Consider the following 16,148-nt stretch of genomic DNA (forward strand, 5'->3'; position numbering starts at 1 on the left):
CGAATTATCTTTATATCGTCATTTTTGTATTGTCACTTTAGCGAAAATTTGATGTCTAAACTGTACATTTATATTAAGAGAGCGATATGAAGTTAAAATGGATGGGATTATCTTTGGGGTTAATGCTGTTGCCTAAAGTGCAATCGGCTGAAGTATCCCTATCAGATACCATTCAGCAGGAAACACCTGCTAAGGTACAAATTACCTATGATGATCCCCGCGATCCGTTCGAAGGCTTTAACCGAGCTATGTGGGACTTCAACTATCTCTACCTAGATAGATATTTATATCGTCCTGTAGCCCATGGTTATAACGATTATATTCCGACGCCTGCTAAAACAGGTATCAATAACTTTGTGCAGAATTTAGAGGAACCTAGCAGCTTAGTAAACAATGTGCTGCAGGGTAAGTGGGGCTGGGCAGCTAATGCTGGTGGACGCTTTACAATCAATTCTACTGTCGGCTTATTAGGTGTCATTGATGTTGCTGACATGATGGGTATGAGCCGCAAGCAAGATGAGTTTAATGAAGTGCTGGGTTATTATGGGGTGCCTAATGGACCTTACTTCATGGCGCCATTTGCGGGTCCTTATGTTGTGCGAGAACTCGCGTCTGATTGGGTTGATGGTCTATACTTTCCATTGTCTGAGTTAACAATGTGGCAATCCATTGTTAAATGGGGACTTAAAAACCTTCATTCTAGAGCATCAGCAATCGATCAAGAGCGACTTGTTGATAATGCACTCGATCCCTATGCCTTTGTCAAAGATGCATATTTACAGCACATGGACTATAAAGTCTATGATGGTAATGTCCCTCAAAAGCAAGATGATGATGAGTTACTCGATCAGTATATGCAGGAGCTTGAGTAATCCTATTGGCCGTACTTGACAGCATTTGTCTTTAGTCATCAAATGCTCGCCTTGTTAAATTTTGTTATTGGCATATTCACTTGAGTAATGGCTATGCGATGAACTTTATTCGGGAACCTTTATGGCGTTAAATGGTGTTGCGGTTCTTTTAGTTGAAGATGACCCCGTGTTTAGACAGATTGTTGCAAGCTTTCTCGATAGCAGAGGTGCGCAAGTCACACAAGCCTGTGATGGTGAACAAGGATTGTCAGTTTTTAAATCGCAGCGCTTCGATATTGTTCTTGCAGACTTGAGTATGCCTAAGCTCGGTGGGCTCGATATGCTTAAGGAAATGACAAGGTTAGCACCTTTAGTGCCTTCTATCGTGATCTCGGGTAATAATGTCATGGCTGACGTCGTTGAAGCCTTACGTATTGGCGCAAGTGATTATCTCGTTAAGCCAGTATCTGATTTATTTATTATTGAACAAGCCATTAAACAAAGCCTTCATAGTTCCTACATTGATGATACTCAAGCCTCAGATTTTGACGCGCTATCCCACCAAGAATTAAGTGATAATCTAGCATTGCTTGAGCAAAGTGTTGCTGCGGCAAAACAAGTTCAGCAACAACTCTTTCCCGCTTCAAATATTAGTTATCCGGTAGCCAAGGTTGACTATAGCCTTTATAAAAATAGCGATATAAGCAGTTATTTCATTGATTCAACTATGGTTGGTAGCGATCACCTGATCATGTACATGGCCCATTTGTACCCTGAGGATAATCGAGCTGCGTTTGCCTGCGTTCTGCTCAGAAGTTTTGTTAATCAGAAGCTTAAAGATTTTAGGAATGGTCAGAGTCAAAGCATTATTGAACCCTTTAACATGATGAGCTATTTGAACGAGCGTTTAGTGAAATCTGGTCTCGATATTAAAGCCGATATGATTTATGTTGCCATTGAGCTAACTAAGTACCGTGCTGCTATTGCACAGGCGGGTAAGGGGCTGCGTTGTTATCTGCGTAATGACGAGGGATTAAGCCCGTTAGCACTGTCTGATAGCCTGCAGCTTGGTGTGCTAGATTGGGGTAAACCGAGCATTCAGTTCCGAAGTATTTTACCGCAAGAACAGTTGTGTATTGCGACAAGTGAGCCTGAGCATAAACAAGCTTTACTTGATAACAAGTTTAAGGGCTTAGTCTATGATGCAACGCTACCTGCTGGTGGTTTTCTACAGTTAAGCCTTTAGTTTTTAGACGCTTTGACGAAATTGAGTATATAACCGAGTAGCTGACTTAACAAAAACGCCTTACTCTTGCGAGTAAGGCGTTTTGTTTTAACAGTTAAAAAGATAATTAACGTTTTATCGCTTCATGTTCAGCCGTCACTGCAATTTCGCTTTCTAAGGCTTCAGCTTCAGTATGATGCTTGGTTTCTGCGCCATGCATCCAATCGACTAATTTGTCAGCCATAAAATACAGGATCACGCCAGACAGAGCCGCTGTAATCGCGATACCGGCAAAAATTGACATAGCATTAGCAAGTTGTTCCTCTTTGCCACCACCGTGACCAATCAAAGAGCCTACGACCCCAGCAACCTTGTTCGCCATCGCAATAAACAGGAACCAAGCGCCCATCATCAAAGAGGCAATACGCAGTGGAGCAAGCTTAGTCACCATAGATAAGCCAATAGGTGACAAACATAATTCACCCATAGTATGGAAGAAATAAGCACCCACTAACCACCACATGCTTGATTTAGCAGTAGGATCGCTACCCATTTCAACCACAGCGCCAATCATGAACAAGAAGCCAATCGCCAATAAGAACAAACCTAAGGCAAATTTCACTGGCGAGTTAGGTTCATTTTTACCTAAACGGATCCAGATAGAAGCAATTACAGGGGCAAATAACACAATAAAAATAGCGTTTAGCGATTGGAAATAAGTCGTGGGTACTTCCCAAGTACCTATGTAACGGTCTGTAAACTCATTGGTAAATAAGTTCATTAACCCGCCCGCTTGTTCAAAGCCCGCCCAGAAAATAATCGTGAACAAACCCAGCACCATAATCACCTTGAGACGATCACGCTCAATTTTAGTAAGTGGTTCTTTACGGGTATTGCCTAGCTTAGCTTGGCGTTCACGTTCAAGCTTGGCCGCTGGCACGGTGCCAATATTACCTAACAGTTTTTGAGCAAATAAAAATTGAATCACCAGCGACAGCAGCATACCAATACCAGCACAGAAAAAACCTGCCTGCCAGTTATTAACAAAAACCTCTTGGCCATTAACCATTTCAGTGTGGCCAAAGCTAGTATAAGCCCAAGCAACAATAAAGCCGGATAATGCCGCACCTAAATTGATTCCCATATAGAAAATAGTAAATGCACCATCGCGACGGTGATCACCTTCCTCGTAGAGATCGCCGACCATAGTGGAAATGTTCGGCTTAAACAAACCATTACCCAGAATGAGTGTACCTAGACCGATATAAAAAATAGTCGTTTCAATACCAGGAAACCAAGCATGAGGCGCAGCTAGCATAAATTGGCCAGCCGCCATTAACGCACCACCAAAATAAATGGCTTTGCGCTGACCCAGAAAATTATCAGCTAACCAACCACCAATCAGCGGTGTTAAATACACTAACGCAGTAAAAGTACCATACAAGGATAAAGCGTCAGCTTGGCTAAATCCTAAGCCGCCACCGCCTTGTTTACCCACCTGATCAACTAAATACAGTACCAAAATGGCACGCATTGCATAATAACTAAATCGTTCCCAAAGTTCTGTTGTAAACAGCAGGAACAATCCCTTGGGATGCCCAAGCATCGTTCCTTGTGGTTTTGCTACGCTCATGAAGTCTTCCACCTTAAGCTCGTGATTGCCTGTGGGCCCCTGAAACAGGATGATGTCACCACAGAAAAATGGTTGTTGCTCGTCCCAATATCGCCTGCAGGTTTAATCAACCATTAATTCCCGCTATAGCATTCATTAATTGTTGAATAACCGCTAGTTACGTATGGGTTATTGTTACGTTCTTATAATAAAAGTAATGTGTTTAGCAGTAAAATGAGTATTTTCGCTAAAATCCCACCTTATATACCCCTTAAAAGCAACCAAAGTCAATTTTGGTAAGCTAAGTGGTGACATTATCAGCAGTATAGTGTTGTGATTTTAATTATGAATTAGTTAATGTGAGTGTCATTGTATGCATACCGAGCGAGAGACTGGAATAGTCGAAAAATTACTTCCACCGACTTGAGCATCTTTGCTATGATTGCGACCCGTGAATGGACGTCACTTATTTATAGGGTAGTGAGATTAGCTTATGAAGGCATGGTACCTTTTGTATTGCAAACCTCGTAGTGAAGCGAGAGCACAACAGAACTTAGCACTTCAAAATTTAGAGACGTATTTGCCTATGGTTTCTGAAGAGAAATCTCAGCGCGGGCGCAAACAAGTCTGTCGCGTACCACTCTTTCCTAATTATTTATTCATCAATTTTGACCCAAGTCAGACAAGTGTCAGGCAGGTCCATTCTACTCGTGGTGTGAATCGAATCGTTAATTGTCAAGAGAAAATGACGCCCATTGACGACAGAATTATCCATGCCATTCGCATGAAAGAACTAACGCCTTCCCAAACATTATTAGACGAAGCATTAGAGCTAAAAACGGGGGAAAAAATTCGTTTTACAGATGGCCCCTTTGTCGATCTAGAAGGCATTTTTCAAGAAAAATGCCCAAACAAACGTTGCCATGTTCTTTTTAACATTATGGGGCAGATAAAGACGGTTACTGTACCTGAGCAAAGTGTGGAACGAATTTGTGTTTAAGTGCACAAGTACAAACCTGTTTGTAGGAGTAATGCTGAGTATCCTGTAAGATATTAGCTATTCTTGAAGTTAATAAAATATTTACCAAAGTGACAAGGTGTTTAATATTTACTTAAAAATCAATTCTTTGGCTTTGTTTAGGGTTTGTTATTACATTTTTCAAAATGTAACCAGTTAAGCTGTGACCTTAAAAACGGCTGTTTGAACACTAAGTGTTCTGTGGGTAGTGAATCTTTGAAGTAAGATTCTGTAATCATAAAGTTAGAATAGTTAGAATATAAGCTCTTACCTTAAGTGTTTGCATCCTATGGTTAAGGTGTTTTACTAACGTAACTAGATTTAGTTACGTTCTGTAACTGAACGAGTGTAGAGCTTAACTATTCTTGTAAAACTGTTTTATGTTAATGAAAAATATGAATTTTCGCATCGCGAAGGGCAATATAGAAGCCGCAATCTATGGGCGGTAGCGTGCCTGAAAGACATCGAATGAATAGTTTCATTCGTTAAGCGGACGCCGAAGGCCTCGGGCCGCCACGCGGATCGGTAGTGTGTCTGAAAGCAAAGAAAGGACGGCCTTCGGTCTGCTAGAACGCCACTGCGTGGCTCTAGGTCGCTTCGCGCTAGACTCTAGCTATAGCGCAGCGATGCTCTGCTTTTTCTAGCAGGGCGTAGCGCGCTCTAGCCGCGTAGCGTCCTAGGCTCTAGAAGGAGCTAGCGACGCTCTTTTTTCTAGCAACTCTGCTTTTTATCATTTTTAACCCAATCGGAGATATCTGGTGTTACAACAAATCAAAAAATTCATCATAGTAGGCCTTAGCGCCACAATATTGATGGGCGCTCAGGTTCATGCCGTTACGCCATCTCCACAAATGATTGAGCAGTTCAAGCAATTACCGAAATCTGAACAGGCAAGGCTTGCTAAGCAATACGGTATTGATCCTAATATGCTTTCAGGTTCTCAGGCCCAAACTCAGGTTACAAATCCTGAAGTCGTAGGGGAAAGAGACACCAATCCTCGTGTGTCTGATGCCGATAAAAAAGCGGCTAAAGCTGAGTTAGATTTTTCTGAAGATCCCAGCAAAATAAAATTGCGTCGTTTCGGTTATGAGATGTTTGCTGGTGAACCAAGCACATTTGCACCTGTGTCAGACGTCCCTGTTCCAGGAGAGTATCTCGTCGGTCCAGGCGATAACATTAAAGTTCAGCTTTATGGTAAAGAAAATAAAGAGTATGACCTCGTCATTAACCGTGAGGGGGTTATCCAGTTCCCTGAGCTAGGTCCAATACCAGTCATGGGGCTTAGTTTCTCTGAGCTCAGAGACTCTTTATCCCAGCGTATTAGTGAGCAAATGATAGGTATTGAGTCCAACATCACTATGGGTGAGTTGCGCTCGATACGCATTTTTGTGGCCGGTGATGCCTATAAACCTGGTTCGTATACGGTTTCAAGTTTATCAACTATCACTCAGGCTCTGTTTGTCGCTGGTGGTGTTAACGAGATCGGTTCATTACGTAATGTACAGCTGAAACGTAATGGCAAACTAGTTGGTACTTTAGATCTTTATGACCTGTTAATGCGAGGTGATGCCTCGGGGGATTTAAGACTCCATTCTGGTGATGTGGTGTTTATTCCTTCTATCGGCGGCCTTGTAAGCGTAACTGGCGAAGTAAGACGCCCAGCCATTTACGAGCTAAAACACAATGAGAGCATGGCTGACGTTATCGCAATGGCCGCAGGGTTAAATACAGGAGCATATCCTAAAAGCAGTTCAATAGAGCGTTACAATAGTAAATCTTTGAAAAGCATAGTGAATGTAGACTTAACTTCTGAGCAAGGTCGAAATACACCGGCCAAAGCTGGTGACATTGTTCGTGTAAAAAGTGCGTCGGAGCAATACGAGAGTGCCATCACTATAGCCGGGGCTGTTGTTCGTCCGGGTAAATATCAATGGTTTGCCGGTCAAAAAGTGAGTGACGTATTACCTTCTCTATGGGGAGATTTAGCGGCTTCTGCTGATCTCGATTACGCAATCGTGATCCGGGAAGTGAATCAGTACGGTGATATTGAAGTGCATCAATTCTCACCAGGGAAAGCAATTAGTGCTAAAGAAAGTGGCCAAGACCTTAGCTTAAATGCGCGAGATAAAATCATTCTGTTTAATTTTTCAGATGATATACAGAACCGCTATGAGCTAAATAAATTAGTAAAAGAGCGTATTGAAAAAGTCACTTCTTTAAATACAAGTAATCTTTTAGGTTCAGATTTATTTAAAGCGGGCTTTGTGCAACTCGATAAAACTAAGTTATCGCAACGTACCGATCTTGCTGGTGTAGTACTAACAGATAAGAAAGAGTCTGAAGAAGCTGAGGTTGTTAAAGGCGTTGTCAATAAAATGCTGGCTAATTTATTTGACGATACAGAACTACTTAAACTCAGTAATCAGATGGGCCGTCAAGAGTTACTCTACCCAGTAATGGTTAAATTAAATAGCCAAGGGCGAGCAGGCTCCGGTATTCAAATTGTTGCTATTGATGGGCAGGTAAGAGAGCCAGGAGTATATCCACTGACGGTGGGTGCTCGGGTGAATGATTTAGTGATCGCTGCAGGTGGTTTAAAAGAAGGTGCTTATACTGCTAGAGCTGAATTAACCACTACCTCAACCGATATCAATGGCTCGAGAATTAAGCATAATAATCTTGATTTAACACAAGCTTTGCAAGGAATCGAAAGTGCCAATATCCGTTTAACTGGACGTGACATGCTAACAGTGATGACGACTCCGGATTGGCAAGAATCTAAAGTTGTTGAAATCCGCGGCGAAGTAAAATTCCCTGGACGCTATAATATCCGCCGCGGTGAAACACTAAATGATTTAATCGCTCGTGTGGGTGGGTTTACTGAATATGCTTATTTGCCATCAGCTGTATTTGTGCGCGAATCTGTTCGTAAGCAAGAGCAAATAGAGATTAAAAAGTTAGCCGATCAATTGCGTCGAGATATAGCCACACGAGGTGTATCGCAGGATGGCACTATGGTCAATTATGCTGATGCGCAATTGATGTTGGCCGATTTAGAAAATATCAAAGCGGTAGGGCGCCTTGTTGTCGATTTAGCGGCAATTTCATTAGGGATTGAACAAGCGAATATACAGCTTGAAGATGCTGATATCCTTTATGTTCCATCGACTAAACAAACCATTGCAGTGATGGGAGAGGTTCAGCACCCAGCAACTCACAGATTTAAAGATGGCTTAACTTTAGACCAATATTTAGCTATGTCCGGTGGTGCGCGTAAACGTGCTGATGAAGACCGCACTTACGTTATCCAAGCAAATGGTTCTGTACTCATGCCTGGCCGTTCGAGTTGGTTTACTAGTGAAGACCAGTTACAACCGGGTGATACCATTATTGTGCCATTAGATACGGAATATAAAGATAACCTAAGTCTCTGGACACAGATCACGGGCATTATCTATAACACCGCCGTAGCTGTATCAGTTATCGCAGGGCTGTAGAACTAAGGGGCTAGGAACGCCGCGTTGCGACTACAGAACGTCACTACGTGACTCTCGGATAACGGAACGGGCTTCGCCCTTACGGTAAAAGCATTGTCTGTTATCCGTAAGCGCAGCGTTCCGTGAGTGAGACTGCGAACGTTCCGTCAACCGTCAACGTCTTTGCTTTTACCGTTATCTGTAAGCGAAGCGTTCTGTCAACAGTCAACGTTTCCGGTTCCGTCAACCGTGATCGGTTTTAAATTTTTCCAAGGAATGGATATGAAGTTTCAAAAGCTAGAAGTCTGGCAACTTAGTTACGAATTATCATCTTCTATTTATATAGCTACAAAAGACCTCCGAGATTGGGGCTTCAGAGACCAAATTACTCGGTCCGGCCTTTCTGTTCCGTCAAATATTGCTGAGGGAATGGAACGTTATGGCGCTAAAGAGCAAATACAGTTTTTATATATTGCTAAAGCTTCGCTTGCGGAATTGATTACGCAAGCAATGATTGGTAAAGATATTGGTTATTTAGAACAAAATTATGTTGATGATTTACTAATGAAAACTGAAAGGATATCCGCCATGCTAGCTGGGTTAATCGAATCGATTAAAGGTCGAAATTCAGAAAATAAATAAGCGCACGCCGCTTTGCGGCTACAGAACGTCACTACGTGACTCTCGGATAACGGAACGGGCTTCGCCCTTACGGTAAAAGCATTGTCTGTTATCCGTAAGCGCAGCGTTCCGTGAGTGAGACTGCGAACGTTCCGTCAACTGTCAACGTTCTTAGCTTTGCTTTTACCGTTATCTGCGAGCGGAGCGTTCCGTCAACCGTCTACGAGAACTTACATAACGAGATAAGTTTTAAATGTCTAATGAAATAAACAAATATATACAAGATGCAAAGTTTTCGTCGGCTGTGCATGACGACGAAATTGATCTTCGTGAATTATTCTCTGTCATCTGGCAAGGTAAATGGTTGATTATTGCTATTACAGCTGTATTCGCGATTGGTGCGGTTATTTTTGCCATAAAACAGCCCAATATCTATAAATCCGAAGCTTTATTAGCCCCTGCATCTGAAGAGCAAGGCGGTGGTTTAAGTGGATTAGCCTCGCAGTTTGGCGGCTTAGCCAGCTTAGCTGGGGTAAATTTAGGTGCTAAGGGCGGTACAGATAAAACTGAATTAGCCATTGAGGTATTAAAGTCACGTCAATTTACCAGTGATTTTATTCAACGGCACAATATACTCGCCGATTTAATGGCCGTCGAAAAATGGGACAGGGACGCTGATAAGTTAATTTATGATCCTGAACTTTACAACGAACAAACCAGTACTTGGGTACGTGAAGCTAAAGCGCCATTTAAACCAGAGCCTTCAATGCAGGAGGCCTATAAAGTCTTTAGCAAAATGATTGCCGTTAATAAAGCCAAAGAAACTGGCATGGTTACTATTTCAGTTGAGCATTTATCACCAGCTGTTGCGCAGCAGTGGGTTGCTTGGTTAATCCAAGATATTAACAAAGTGATGAAAGACCGCGATGTGGCTGAGGCGAATCGCAGCAGTGAGTTTTTAAATAAACAAATTGCCTTAACTAATGTGGCAGATATTCGAACCATTTTGTATAAGTTAGTAGAAGAACAAGCTAAAACTATCATGTTTGCTGAAGTGCGTGATGAATATGTATTTAAGACTATAGATCCAGCATTAGTACCAGAAGAAAAAGCAAAGCCTAAACGCGCATTAATTTGTGTATTAGGCACAATGCTTGGAGGTATGCTAGGCGTGATGTTTGTGTTAATTAGACATTTTGTTAAAAAAGAAGATTGAAACATCTTTTTAAGATAAAAGCCTATTAATACTGATTTAAAGAACAATAAAATCTACGCGTTACAAGGGGCCTAAGATTGACCAGTCTCAAAATGAATAAGAAGTGTCTCAAGACACTCAAGCCCAGAGATAAAACAATGTTCTGCAGAGCGTTCTGCTAGAGACTAATTATACTTAGAGTCAAAAAATGAAAAGATTAGTTGTAGACCTTGATGGCACAGTAACATTAGCTGATACGTCGGATTACAAAAATGTTAGCCCAAACATAGACGTGATTAGACAATTACGTAATTACAAAGAGCTAGGTTATATCATAACTATTTTTACTGCACGAAATATGCGCACTTATGAAGGCAACATTGGTAAGATAAACCTATACACGCTTCCTATAATCACAGCTTGGTTAGAGCTGCACGATGTACCTTTTGATGAAGTGATTGTTGGTAAACCGTGGTGCGGTCATGAAGGTTTTTATATAGATGATCGCGCTATTCGACCTTCTGAATTTGCAAAGTTGTCGCCGACTGAAATTCAGCGACTAATTGATGAGGAGCGAGTGTGATTCTTATTATGTCATCAGCGCTGATAGAGTCTGAGCTACAATCTGAGTTTGGTCCAATTCCACCGGCTTTTTTACCTGTTGGTAACAAGCGACTTTTTGAACAACAAGTTGCTAGTTTGCCGAAGAATGAAGATGTTGTGCTTACCCTCTCAGAAGAGTATCAACTTGAACACCATGATCAAAATCGTTTAGAGTCTTTAGGAGTCGAAGTTCTTCGATTGCCTAGTGGGTTGTCACTTGGTGAGGCGGTTCTCTATGCAATTAACTTACTGGCATTACCAGAAGAAGAGGGATTGAAGCTACTTCATGGTGATACTCTGTTTAGTCAACTTCCTAAAGGCCTTGATCTGGTTTCATTAAGTGAGGTCGCTGATGCTTATGATTGGGCTATATATCAAGACGCATCGACAACACTACTTGGAAGTTTTAACCCTGATCAAGAAGATATCAGCACGTGGGTTGCCAGTGGGTATTTTGCATTTTCTAAACCAAGAGAATTGAGCCGAGCACTGACGGAATCTAGATTTGGATTTATTGACGCTGTTAACTTATATCATCAGAGAGTCGGGCTTAATCCGATAAAAATTGATCAATGGTTGGACTTCGGTCATGTACATACATATTATCGCTCCAAGTCAAAAATGACTACTCAGCGTGCATTCAATCAAATGATTATTACTTCTCGAACTGTTACAAAGAAGAGCTATAAATCAGAAAAAATGAAAGCTGAAGCGAATTGGTTTAAAAAGCTGCCGCCTGAAATCAAAAGTTTCACTCCCCAGTTACTCGATGTTTTAGACGCAGATGATGCAGTAGGTTATCAAATCGAATACTTACACCTGACTGCACTTAATGAGTTATTCACTTTTGGTGAATTGCCGCCATTTGTTTGGAGAAGGATACTCTTAGCTTGCCTAGATTTTGTTGATTCCTGTATCGAGTATTTGGCACCTAGAGATATAAATGTTGCAAAAATGTCATCTTTATTTGGCGTGAAAACTGAACAACGCCTGCAAGAGTATGCTATTCAAACGGAATTAAATTTAGATACTCCTTGGGTTTTTAATGGGCAAACTCTACCTGGGCTACGTCAGATTCTTTCTAAAGTTGATAATTATTTACCCAATACAAATACTGTAGCTACATGGTATCATGGAGACTTATGTTTCTCGAATATTCTTTTCGATTTTCGAACAGGTAGCGTTAAAGTAATTGATCCAAGAGGGATTACACCAGAGGGAGAAATCAGTCCCTATGGTGATATACGATATGACATTGCTAAATTAAGTCATTCTGTTATCGGACGTTATGATGTAATTATTGCAGGGTACTTTAAATTAGTTTGGCAGCCATATAATGTTGAAATATCACTAGCTAAATCTAGTCGAATGGACTCGATCGAAACTTATTTCACTCGACTGATCGAACAGCGCTATGGATTAAATAAGGCTAATTTATTAGCCATGCAAGTTCATCTGTTTCTTTCAATGCTTCCACTTCATTCCGATAATCCTAAACGTCAACAAGCATTGATGGCTAACGCCCTAAGACTATTTTCAAAATTAGAGGAATTCTAATGATTCTGATTCCCATGGCAGGATTGAGCTCTAGGTTTTTTAAAGCTGGTTATACGAAACCCAAATACATGCTTGAAGCTCATGGAAAAAGCTTGTTTGATCATTCTATTTTGAGTTTCGAAAAATATTTTGACAATACGCCTTTTATGTTTGTTGTTCGCGATGTTTACGGTACGTTAGATTTTGTGCGTGAGCGTTGTGAGTGTTTAGGTATCAAGAAATTTGAAATCGTTGTATTAGATCAAGAAACTAGAGGTCAGGCTGAGACTGTCGCGCTAGGTTTAGATGGCTCTGATTGGCAAGGAGCTGTTACCATCTTCAATATTGATACTTTCCGTCCTAATTTTATTCAACCTAAGCAAATTGATGCTGACGGTTATCTGGAAGTTTTCATGGGAGAAGGAGATAATTGGTCCTTTGCAAAGACAGAAAATTTAAACTCTGACAGGGTTATCGAGACTGCTGAAAAGAGACCAATCTCGAATCTATGCTCTACAGGATTATATTATTTTTCCCGCCGTGAACTTTTCACTAAAGCATTTGAGTTAATGCTTGAAAAACCGCAATTAGAATGGGAAAAAGGAGAGTTATATGTAGCTCCCTTGTATAATTTCTTAATCAAAAGTGGTGCAGATATACGCTGTCATGTAATTAATAAAAATGAAGTGATTTTCTGTGGTGTTCCCGAGGAATACGAACAGTTTAGAAAATAGGTGCTCTCTAGAACTATTCCAGAGGAAATGGGGCTAGACACAATAGCTAGTGAGATATGTATGGTCAGTCCAATAGTAATACAAAAGATAGCCATATTAGTTTGACCAAAGATTGTTATGAGCTAACCAGTGGATAGGTCGTTGCAATTGAGGGGAAACGGTGAGTGCTGACGTATGAAATCAGAAGATCGCTCTGCTATTCAATCGATGACTGCTATTTGCAAGAGTACAAAACCTTAGTCTTGGGCTATCAAAAGAAGAAGTTAAAATTAATAAGAACATTGAAATAACCAAGCTGTTGGATTTCAAAATATATAAGGCTGTTTTATAGCATAAGATGCTATGAGCTGTCAGCGGAAAATTGCCGAACAGATAATTAATAAAATACTTATTATTTGCTTTAGTGAAAGGTCATTAAGGCGAACAGGAATGAGCAATAAATGATCTCTATCGTCTCTCCCAATTGCTACCGGAATTTTCAGAGATTGATAGTTATGCTAGAAGATGCGATCGTGATGAAACTGTTGTGCTATAGTGAGAACGAAAGGGCACTTTTGCGGTTTGGAGCATGAATGGCCAAATTTCAAAAGTGTAGCTGGGTGAAAAACCAACCTGAGCCAGCTAATATCCAATCAGGGCGATCAGGAGAATGACCTGCCACCAAAGTGGCCCCTCGCGCGTACTTTGTTAATCCTACTGCAAACTATGCAAGTCTGCATAGCGAGATTTCATTAATTCTTCACACGGATGATGCAGATCAAACCACCGTGGAAATGATGCAGACATTGTAAAGTCTGATATCAAAAAAATTTAAATTTTAAGGCGCTGGCTTAAATATGGTTGGAATGTTCAGTTGCATTATTGTCAATATCTGTCAAATTGATGAGCAGGCGACAGAGCAAGATATGCTTCTACATTCGTTAGAAGGACTTGAGTGTGAAATAATTGTACGATGATATGAGTTCACATTCGGGAGTTTAGTCGACGTTTATAAGGTCAGAAAGCAGATTTTAACCCTTAAAACAAAAAATAAGCGTTAATGGCGGTACATTTGCATTAGCGAATGAAGTGTACGAATGATGATAGCTACTCATGCGATATTCGTGAGTAGTTAGTTTTAGCAGGTACTGAATGAGTCGAGCAACGTTTTACTCTTTTTTGAATCAAATTTTGACAATAGTTTACTCTATTATCATTCTGAAGTTTGCAAGTTATAAATTTAGCTTAGAGGAATTAGAAGTTTGGGTTCTAATGATAGCGCTTGCACCATATATTGGATTGCTTGATCTAGGTGTTGGGCAAATACTAATAAGGGAAATATCTTTTGAAAAAATAAAAAGTAAGCCTAGTATCGAAAAGATTGCGATAAGTATATGTATGTTTAATTTGGTAGTTCTTGGTTTTTTTTTATTACTTACTCCAGCAATAATAATTTTTCACTCCGGTTACTTAGCTCTTTTTTTTGTCGCAAACATTGTTAGGATTTTTTCTAATTATAACTTTTCTTTGATTTATGTAATGAAATCTGTGGAAAGTGAAAGGTTAACTAAGTTAGCGACAAATGTAGCATACTTTATAATGACTCTTTTATTCATAAATATGGATTTCGGTTATTATTCAATAGGGTTGGCTATATTGATAAGCTCTCTTCTTGCTGTTTTTGTCGGGTTCCTATTAACTCCTCAAGATTTTTCAGTACAATTTGATTTTTCAGTGATTAAAAGGAATCTTCAAAATATAAAAAATTGGGCATTGACTGCGATACCATCTCTTTTTGTGTTCAATAGTACGATTTATGTAATTAGTATAAATCTCGACCCTAATGAAGTCGTTCAGTATGTAATGCTTTTTCAAATATACTTCGGGATTTTGCAATTATCTGTCATACCAAGGAGCATGTATTTGTCTTCCTGGGCTATGATGTATAAAACAGGAAAGTTAGGCGAGTTAAATGAAAATGTTAAAAAGGTTTTGAATGTTATTTTGACATTGATTATAGTAGGTGCCATTATTTCCACAGTATTTGTGGATAAATATTTCAGTTTTATAAACTCAGAAATATCTGTGCCGCAATTTAATATATTAGTTCTTTTTTCGATATTGATAATGCTTGAAGCTTTTCAAACAACAACAACGGCGGCTTGTAATATTGTTGGATACACAGATTTTATTATTTCTACATTTGCGGCTGCAATATTATCTATAATATTCACATTTGTTTTCAGTATGAATTATGGTTTGGTTGGTGTCGTATTAGGTCTAATTCTCTCGCAACTATTCACTTGCGGTATTTTTAACGTCAGACGTTTTTTCTACCTATTTAAGTTCCCTGTGGCAGACTATTTGATTCGTGCTATTTGTTTTTTCGTTTTGTTGGTTTTTTGCCTTTGGGTTATATATGTTATACAATTCGAGTGATTTAACATTTGTTGTTCAGGGACCATTTCAGTATTTTGATGGCATTTCTACACTCCAAGTTCTGGAAAGTATTAGGCTAAATTACCCTAAGTCAAAAATAATATTCTCAATTTCAGGTGAATTACCTTCTACAGTTAATGTTGATAGGCTTGTAGATAGCATAATATATGTTGAGGACGTAGGGCCTACTACTTGCGGATATATAGGAGGAAAAAAAATTTACGAGAATGTTAATCGGCAAGTAAATGGAGTGTTTGAAGGAATTAAATATGTCACGACTGCCTATTCAGTCAAAACACGTACTGATTTTCTTTTTGTTAATAGAAGTTTACTTGATATTATAGGCTTACAATTGAAGGCTAATAACTTTAAAAACAAGATATCGATAATTGATGTTTTTTCCAGACGGTTTTATTATAGAAATTTTAGGCTATTTACAGTGGACTATCATTTTAGTGATTTCATTCAAGTAGGTAGAACTGAAGATTTGAAAAAGTTTTGGTCATTAGGTGGGTTTCCTGATGATAATAATGATTATCAAAGTGTAGATGATTATCCAACTGTTGAACAACGGATTTACAGAAGATTTTACTACAAATATAATAAAAAAATAGATTTATTAAGTCCGAGAAATGTTAGTAATCGCAAATCTAGGAATTCAATCGAAATAGTATTGAAGGATTTTTTTGTATATAATTCAGACCAGCTCGGCATAATCTTACCAAGAAGGTTTAGGTTTTCTTGGCTAAACAATGCTTGCTTTGTTGGAAGTGATAGTAAAATCATTCAATATTTATTGGTTAAACCAATTCTCTCAGTACTGAATAGACTTAAGATTATTGATGTGAACTTAAGTTAA

General features: G+C 39.6%; 12 protein-coding genes. 11 read left to right on the forward strand and 1 reads right to left on the reverse strand.

Annotated elements, in window-relative coordinates:
- The first annotated feature begins 86 nt into the window (after positions 1-86).
- Positions 87-872: a VacJ family lipoprotein gene (locus L5M17_RS15925; RefSeq protein WP_028761165.1), complete on the forward strand. Its 786-nt coding sequence runs from the start codon at positions 87-89 to the stop codon at positions 870-872.
- Positions 873-993: 121 nt separating this feature from the next.
- On the forward strand, positions 994-2,097 hold the full coding sequence (locus L5M17_RS15930) for a response regulator (RefSeq protein WP_263148468.1): 1,104 nt from the start codon (positions 994-996) through the stop codon (positions 2,095-2,097).
- Between the two features lie 106 nt (positions 2,098-2,203).
- On the opposite strand, the gene L5M17_RS15935 is transcribed toward L5M17_RS15930, so the two are convergent.
- Positions 2,204-3,709 carry a peptide MFS transporter gene (locus L5M17_RS15935; protein ID WP_028761163.1) on the reverse strand — a complete coding sequence of 502 codons (1,506 nt, stop codon included), beginning with the start codon at positions 3,707-3,709 and terminating at the stop codon, positions 2,204-2,206.
- Positions 3,710-4,181: 472 nt separating this feature from the next.
- Here L5M17_RS15935 and rfaH point away from each other — a divergent pair, with 472 nt between their 5' ends.
- The 9 genes from rfaH (at position 4,182) to L5M17_RS15980 (ending at position 16,148) form a co-directional block, all read left to right on the forward strand.
- Positions 4,182-4,688, forward strand: a complete 507-nt coding sequence (gene rfaH / locus L5M17_RS15940; RefSeq protein ID WP_263148469.1) for a transcription/translation regulatory transformer protein RfaH — start codon at positions 4,182-4,184, stop codon at positions 4,686-4,688.
- Positions 4,689-5,464: 776 nt separating this feature from the next.
- A complete protein-coding gene (locus L5M17_RS15945) occupies positions 5,465-8,203 on the forward strand; it encodes an SLBB domain-containing protein (protein ID WP_263148470.1) in 2,739 nt (912 codons plus the stop codon).
- Positions 8,204-8,464: 261 nt separating this feature from the next.
- Positions 8,465-8,824, forward strand: coding sequence for a four helix bundle protein (locus L5M17_RS15950; protein WP_263148471.1), 360 nt, complete (start codon positions 8,465-8,467; stop codon positions 8,822-8,824).
- A gap of 232 nt (positions 8,825-9,056) precedes the next feature.
- A complete protein-coding gene (locus L5M17_RS15955) occupies positions 9,057-10,019 on the forward strand; it encodes a Wzz/FepE/Etk N-terminal domain-containing protein (protein WP_263148473.1) in 963 nt (320 codons plus the stop codon).
- A gap of 187 nt (positions 10,020-10,206) precedes the next feature.
- Positions 10,207-10,581 carry a capsular biosynthesis protein gene (locus tag L5M17_RS15960; protein WP_263148474.1) on the forward strand — a complete coding sequence of 125 codons (375 nt, stop codon included), beginning with the start codon at positions 10,207-10,209 and terminating at the stop codon, positions 10,579-10,581.
- Entirely contained in the window at positions 10,578-12,158 is a 1,581-nt protein-coding gene (locus L5M17_RS15965; protein ID WP_263148475.1) for a capsular biosynthesis protein, read from the forward strand. Before L5M17_RS15960 ends, L5M17_RS15965 begins: the two co-directional genes overlap by 4 nt.
- Complete coding sequence (locus L5M17_RS15970) at positions 12,158-12,871, forward strand: glycosyltransferase family 2 protein (RefSeq protein ID WP_263148476.1); 714 nt, start codon at positions 12,158-12,160, stop codon at positions 12,869-12,871. The genes L5M17_RS15965 and L5M17_RS15970 overlap by 1 nt, the downstream gene beginning before the upstream one ends.
- A gap of 1,131 nt (positions 12,872-14,002) precedes the next feature.
- A complete protein-coding gene (locus L5M17_RS15975) occupies positions 14,003-15,289 on the forward strand; it encodes a lipopolysaccharide biosynthesis protein (RefSeq protein ID WP_263148477.1) in 1,287 nt (428 codons plus the stop codon).
- Positions 15,270-16,148, forward strand: coding sequence for a WavE lipopolysaccharide synthesis family protein (locus L5M17_RS15980; RefSeq protein WP_263148478.1), 879 nt, complete (start codon positions 15,270-15,272; stop codon positions 16,146-16,148). The genes L5M17_RS15975 and L5M17_RS15980 overlap by 20 nt, the downstream gene beginning before the upstream one ends.

The sequence above is a fragment of the Shewanella sp. SW24 genome, from assembly GCF_025653395.1.
Taxonomy (GTDB): Bacteria; Pseudomonadota; Gammaproteobacteria; order Enterobacterales; family Shewanellaceae; genus Shewanella; species Shewanella oncorhynchi.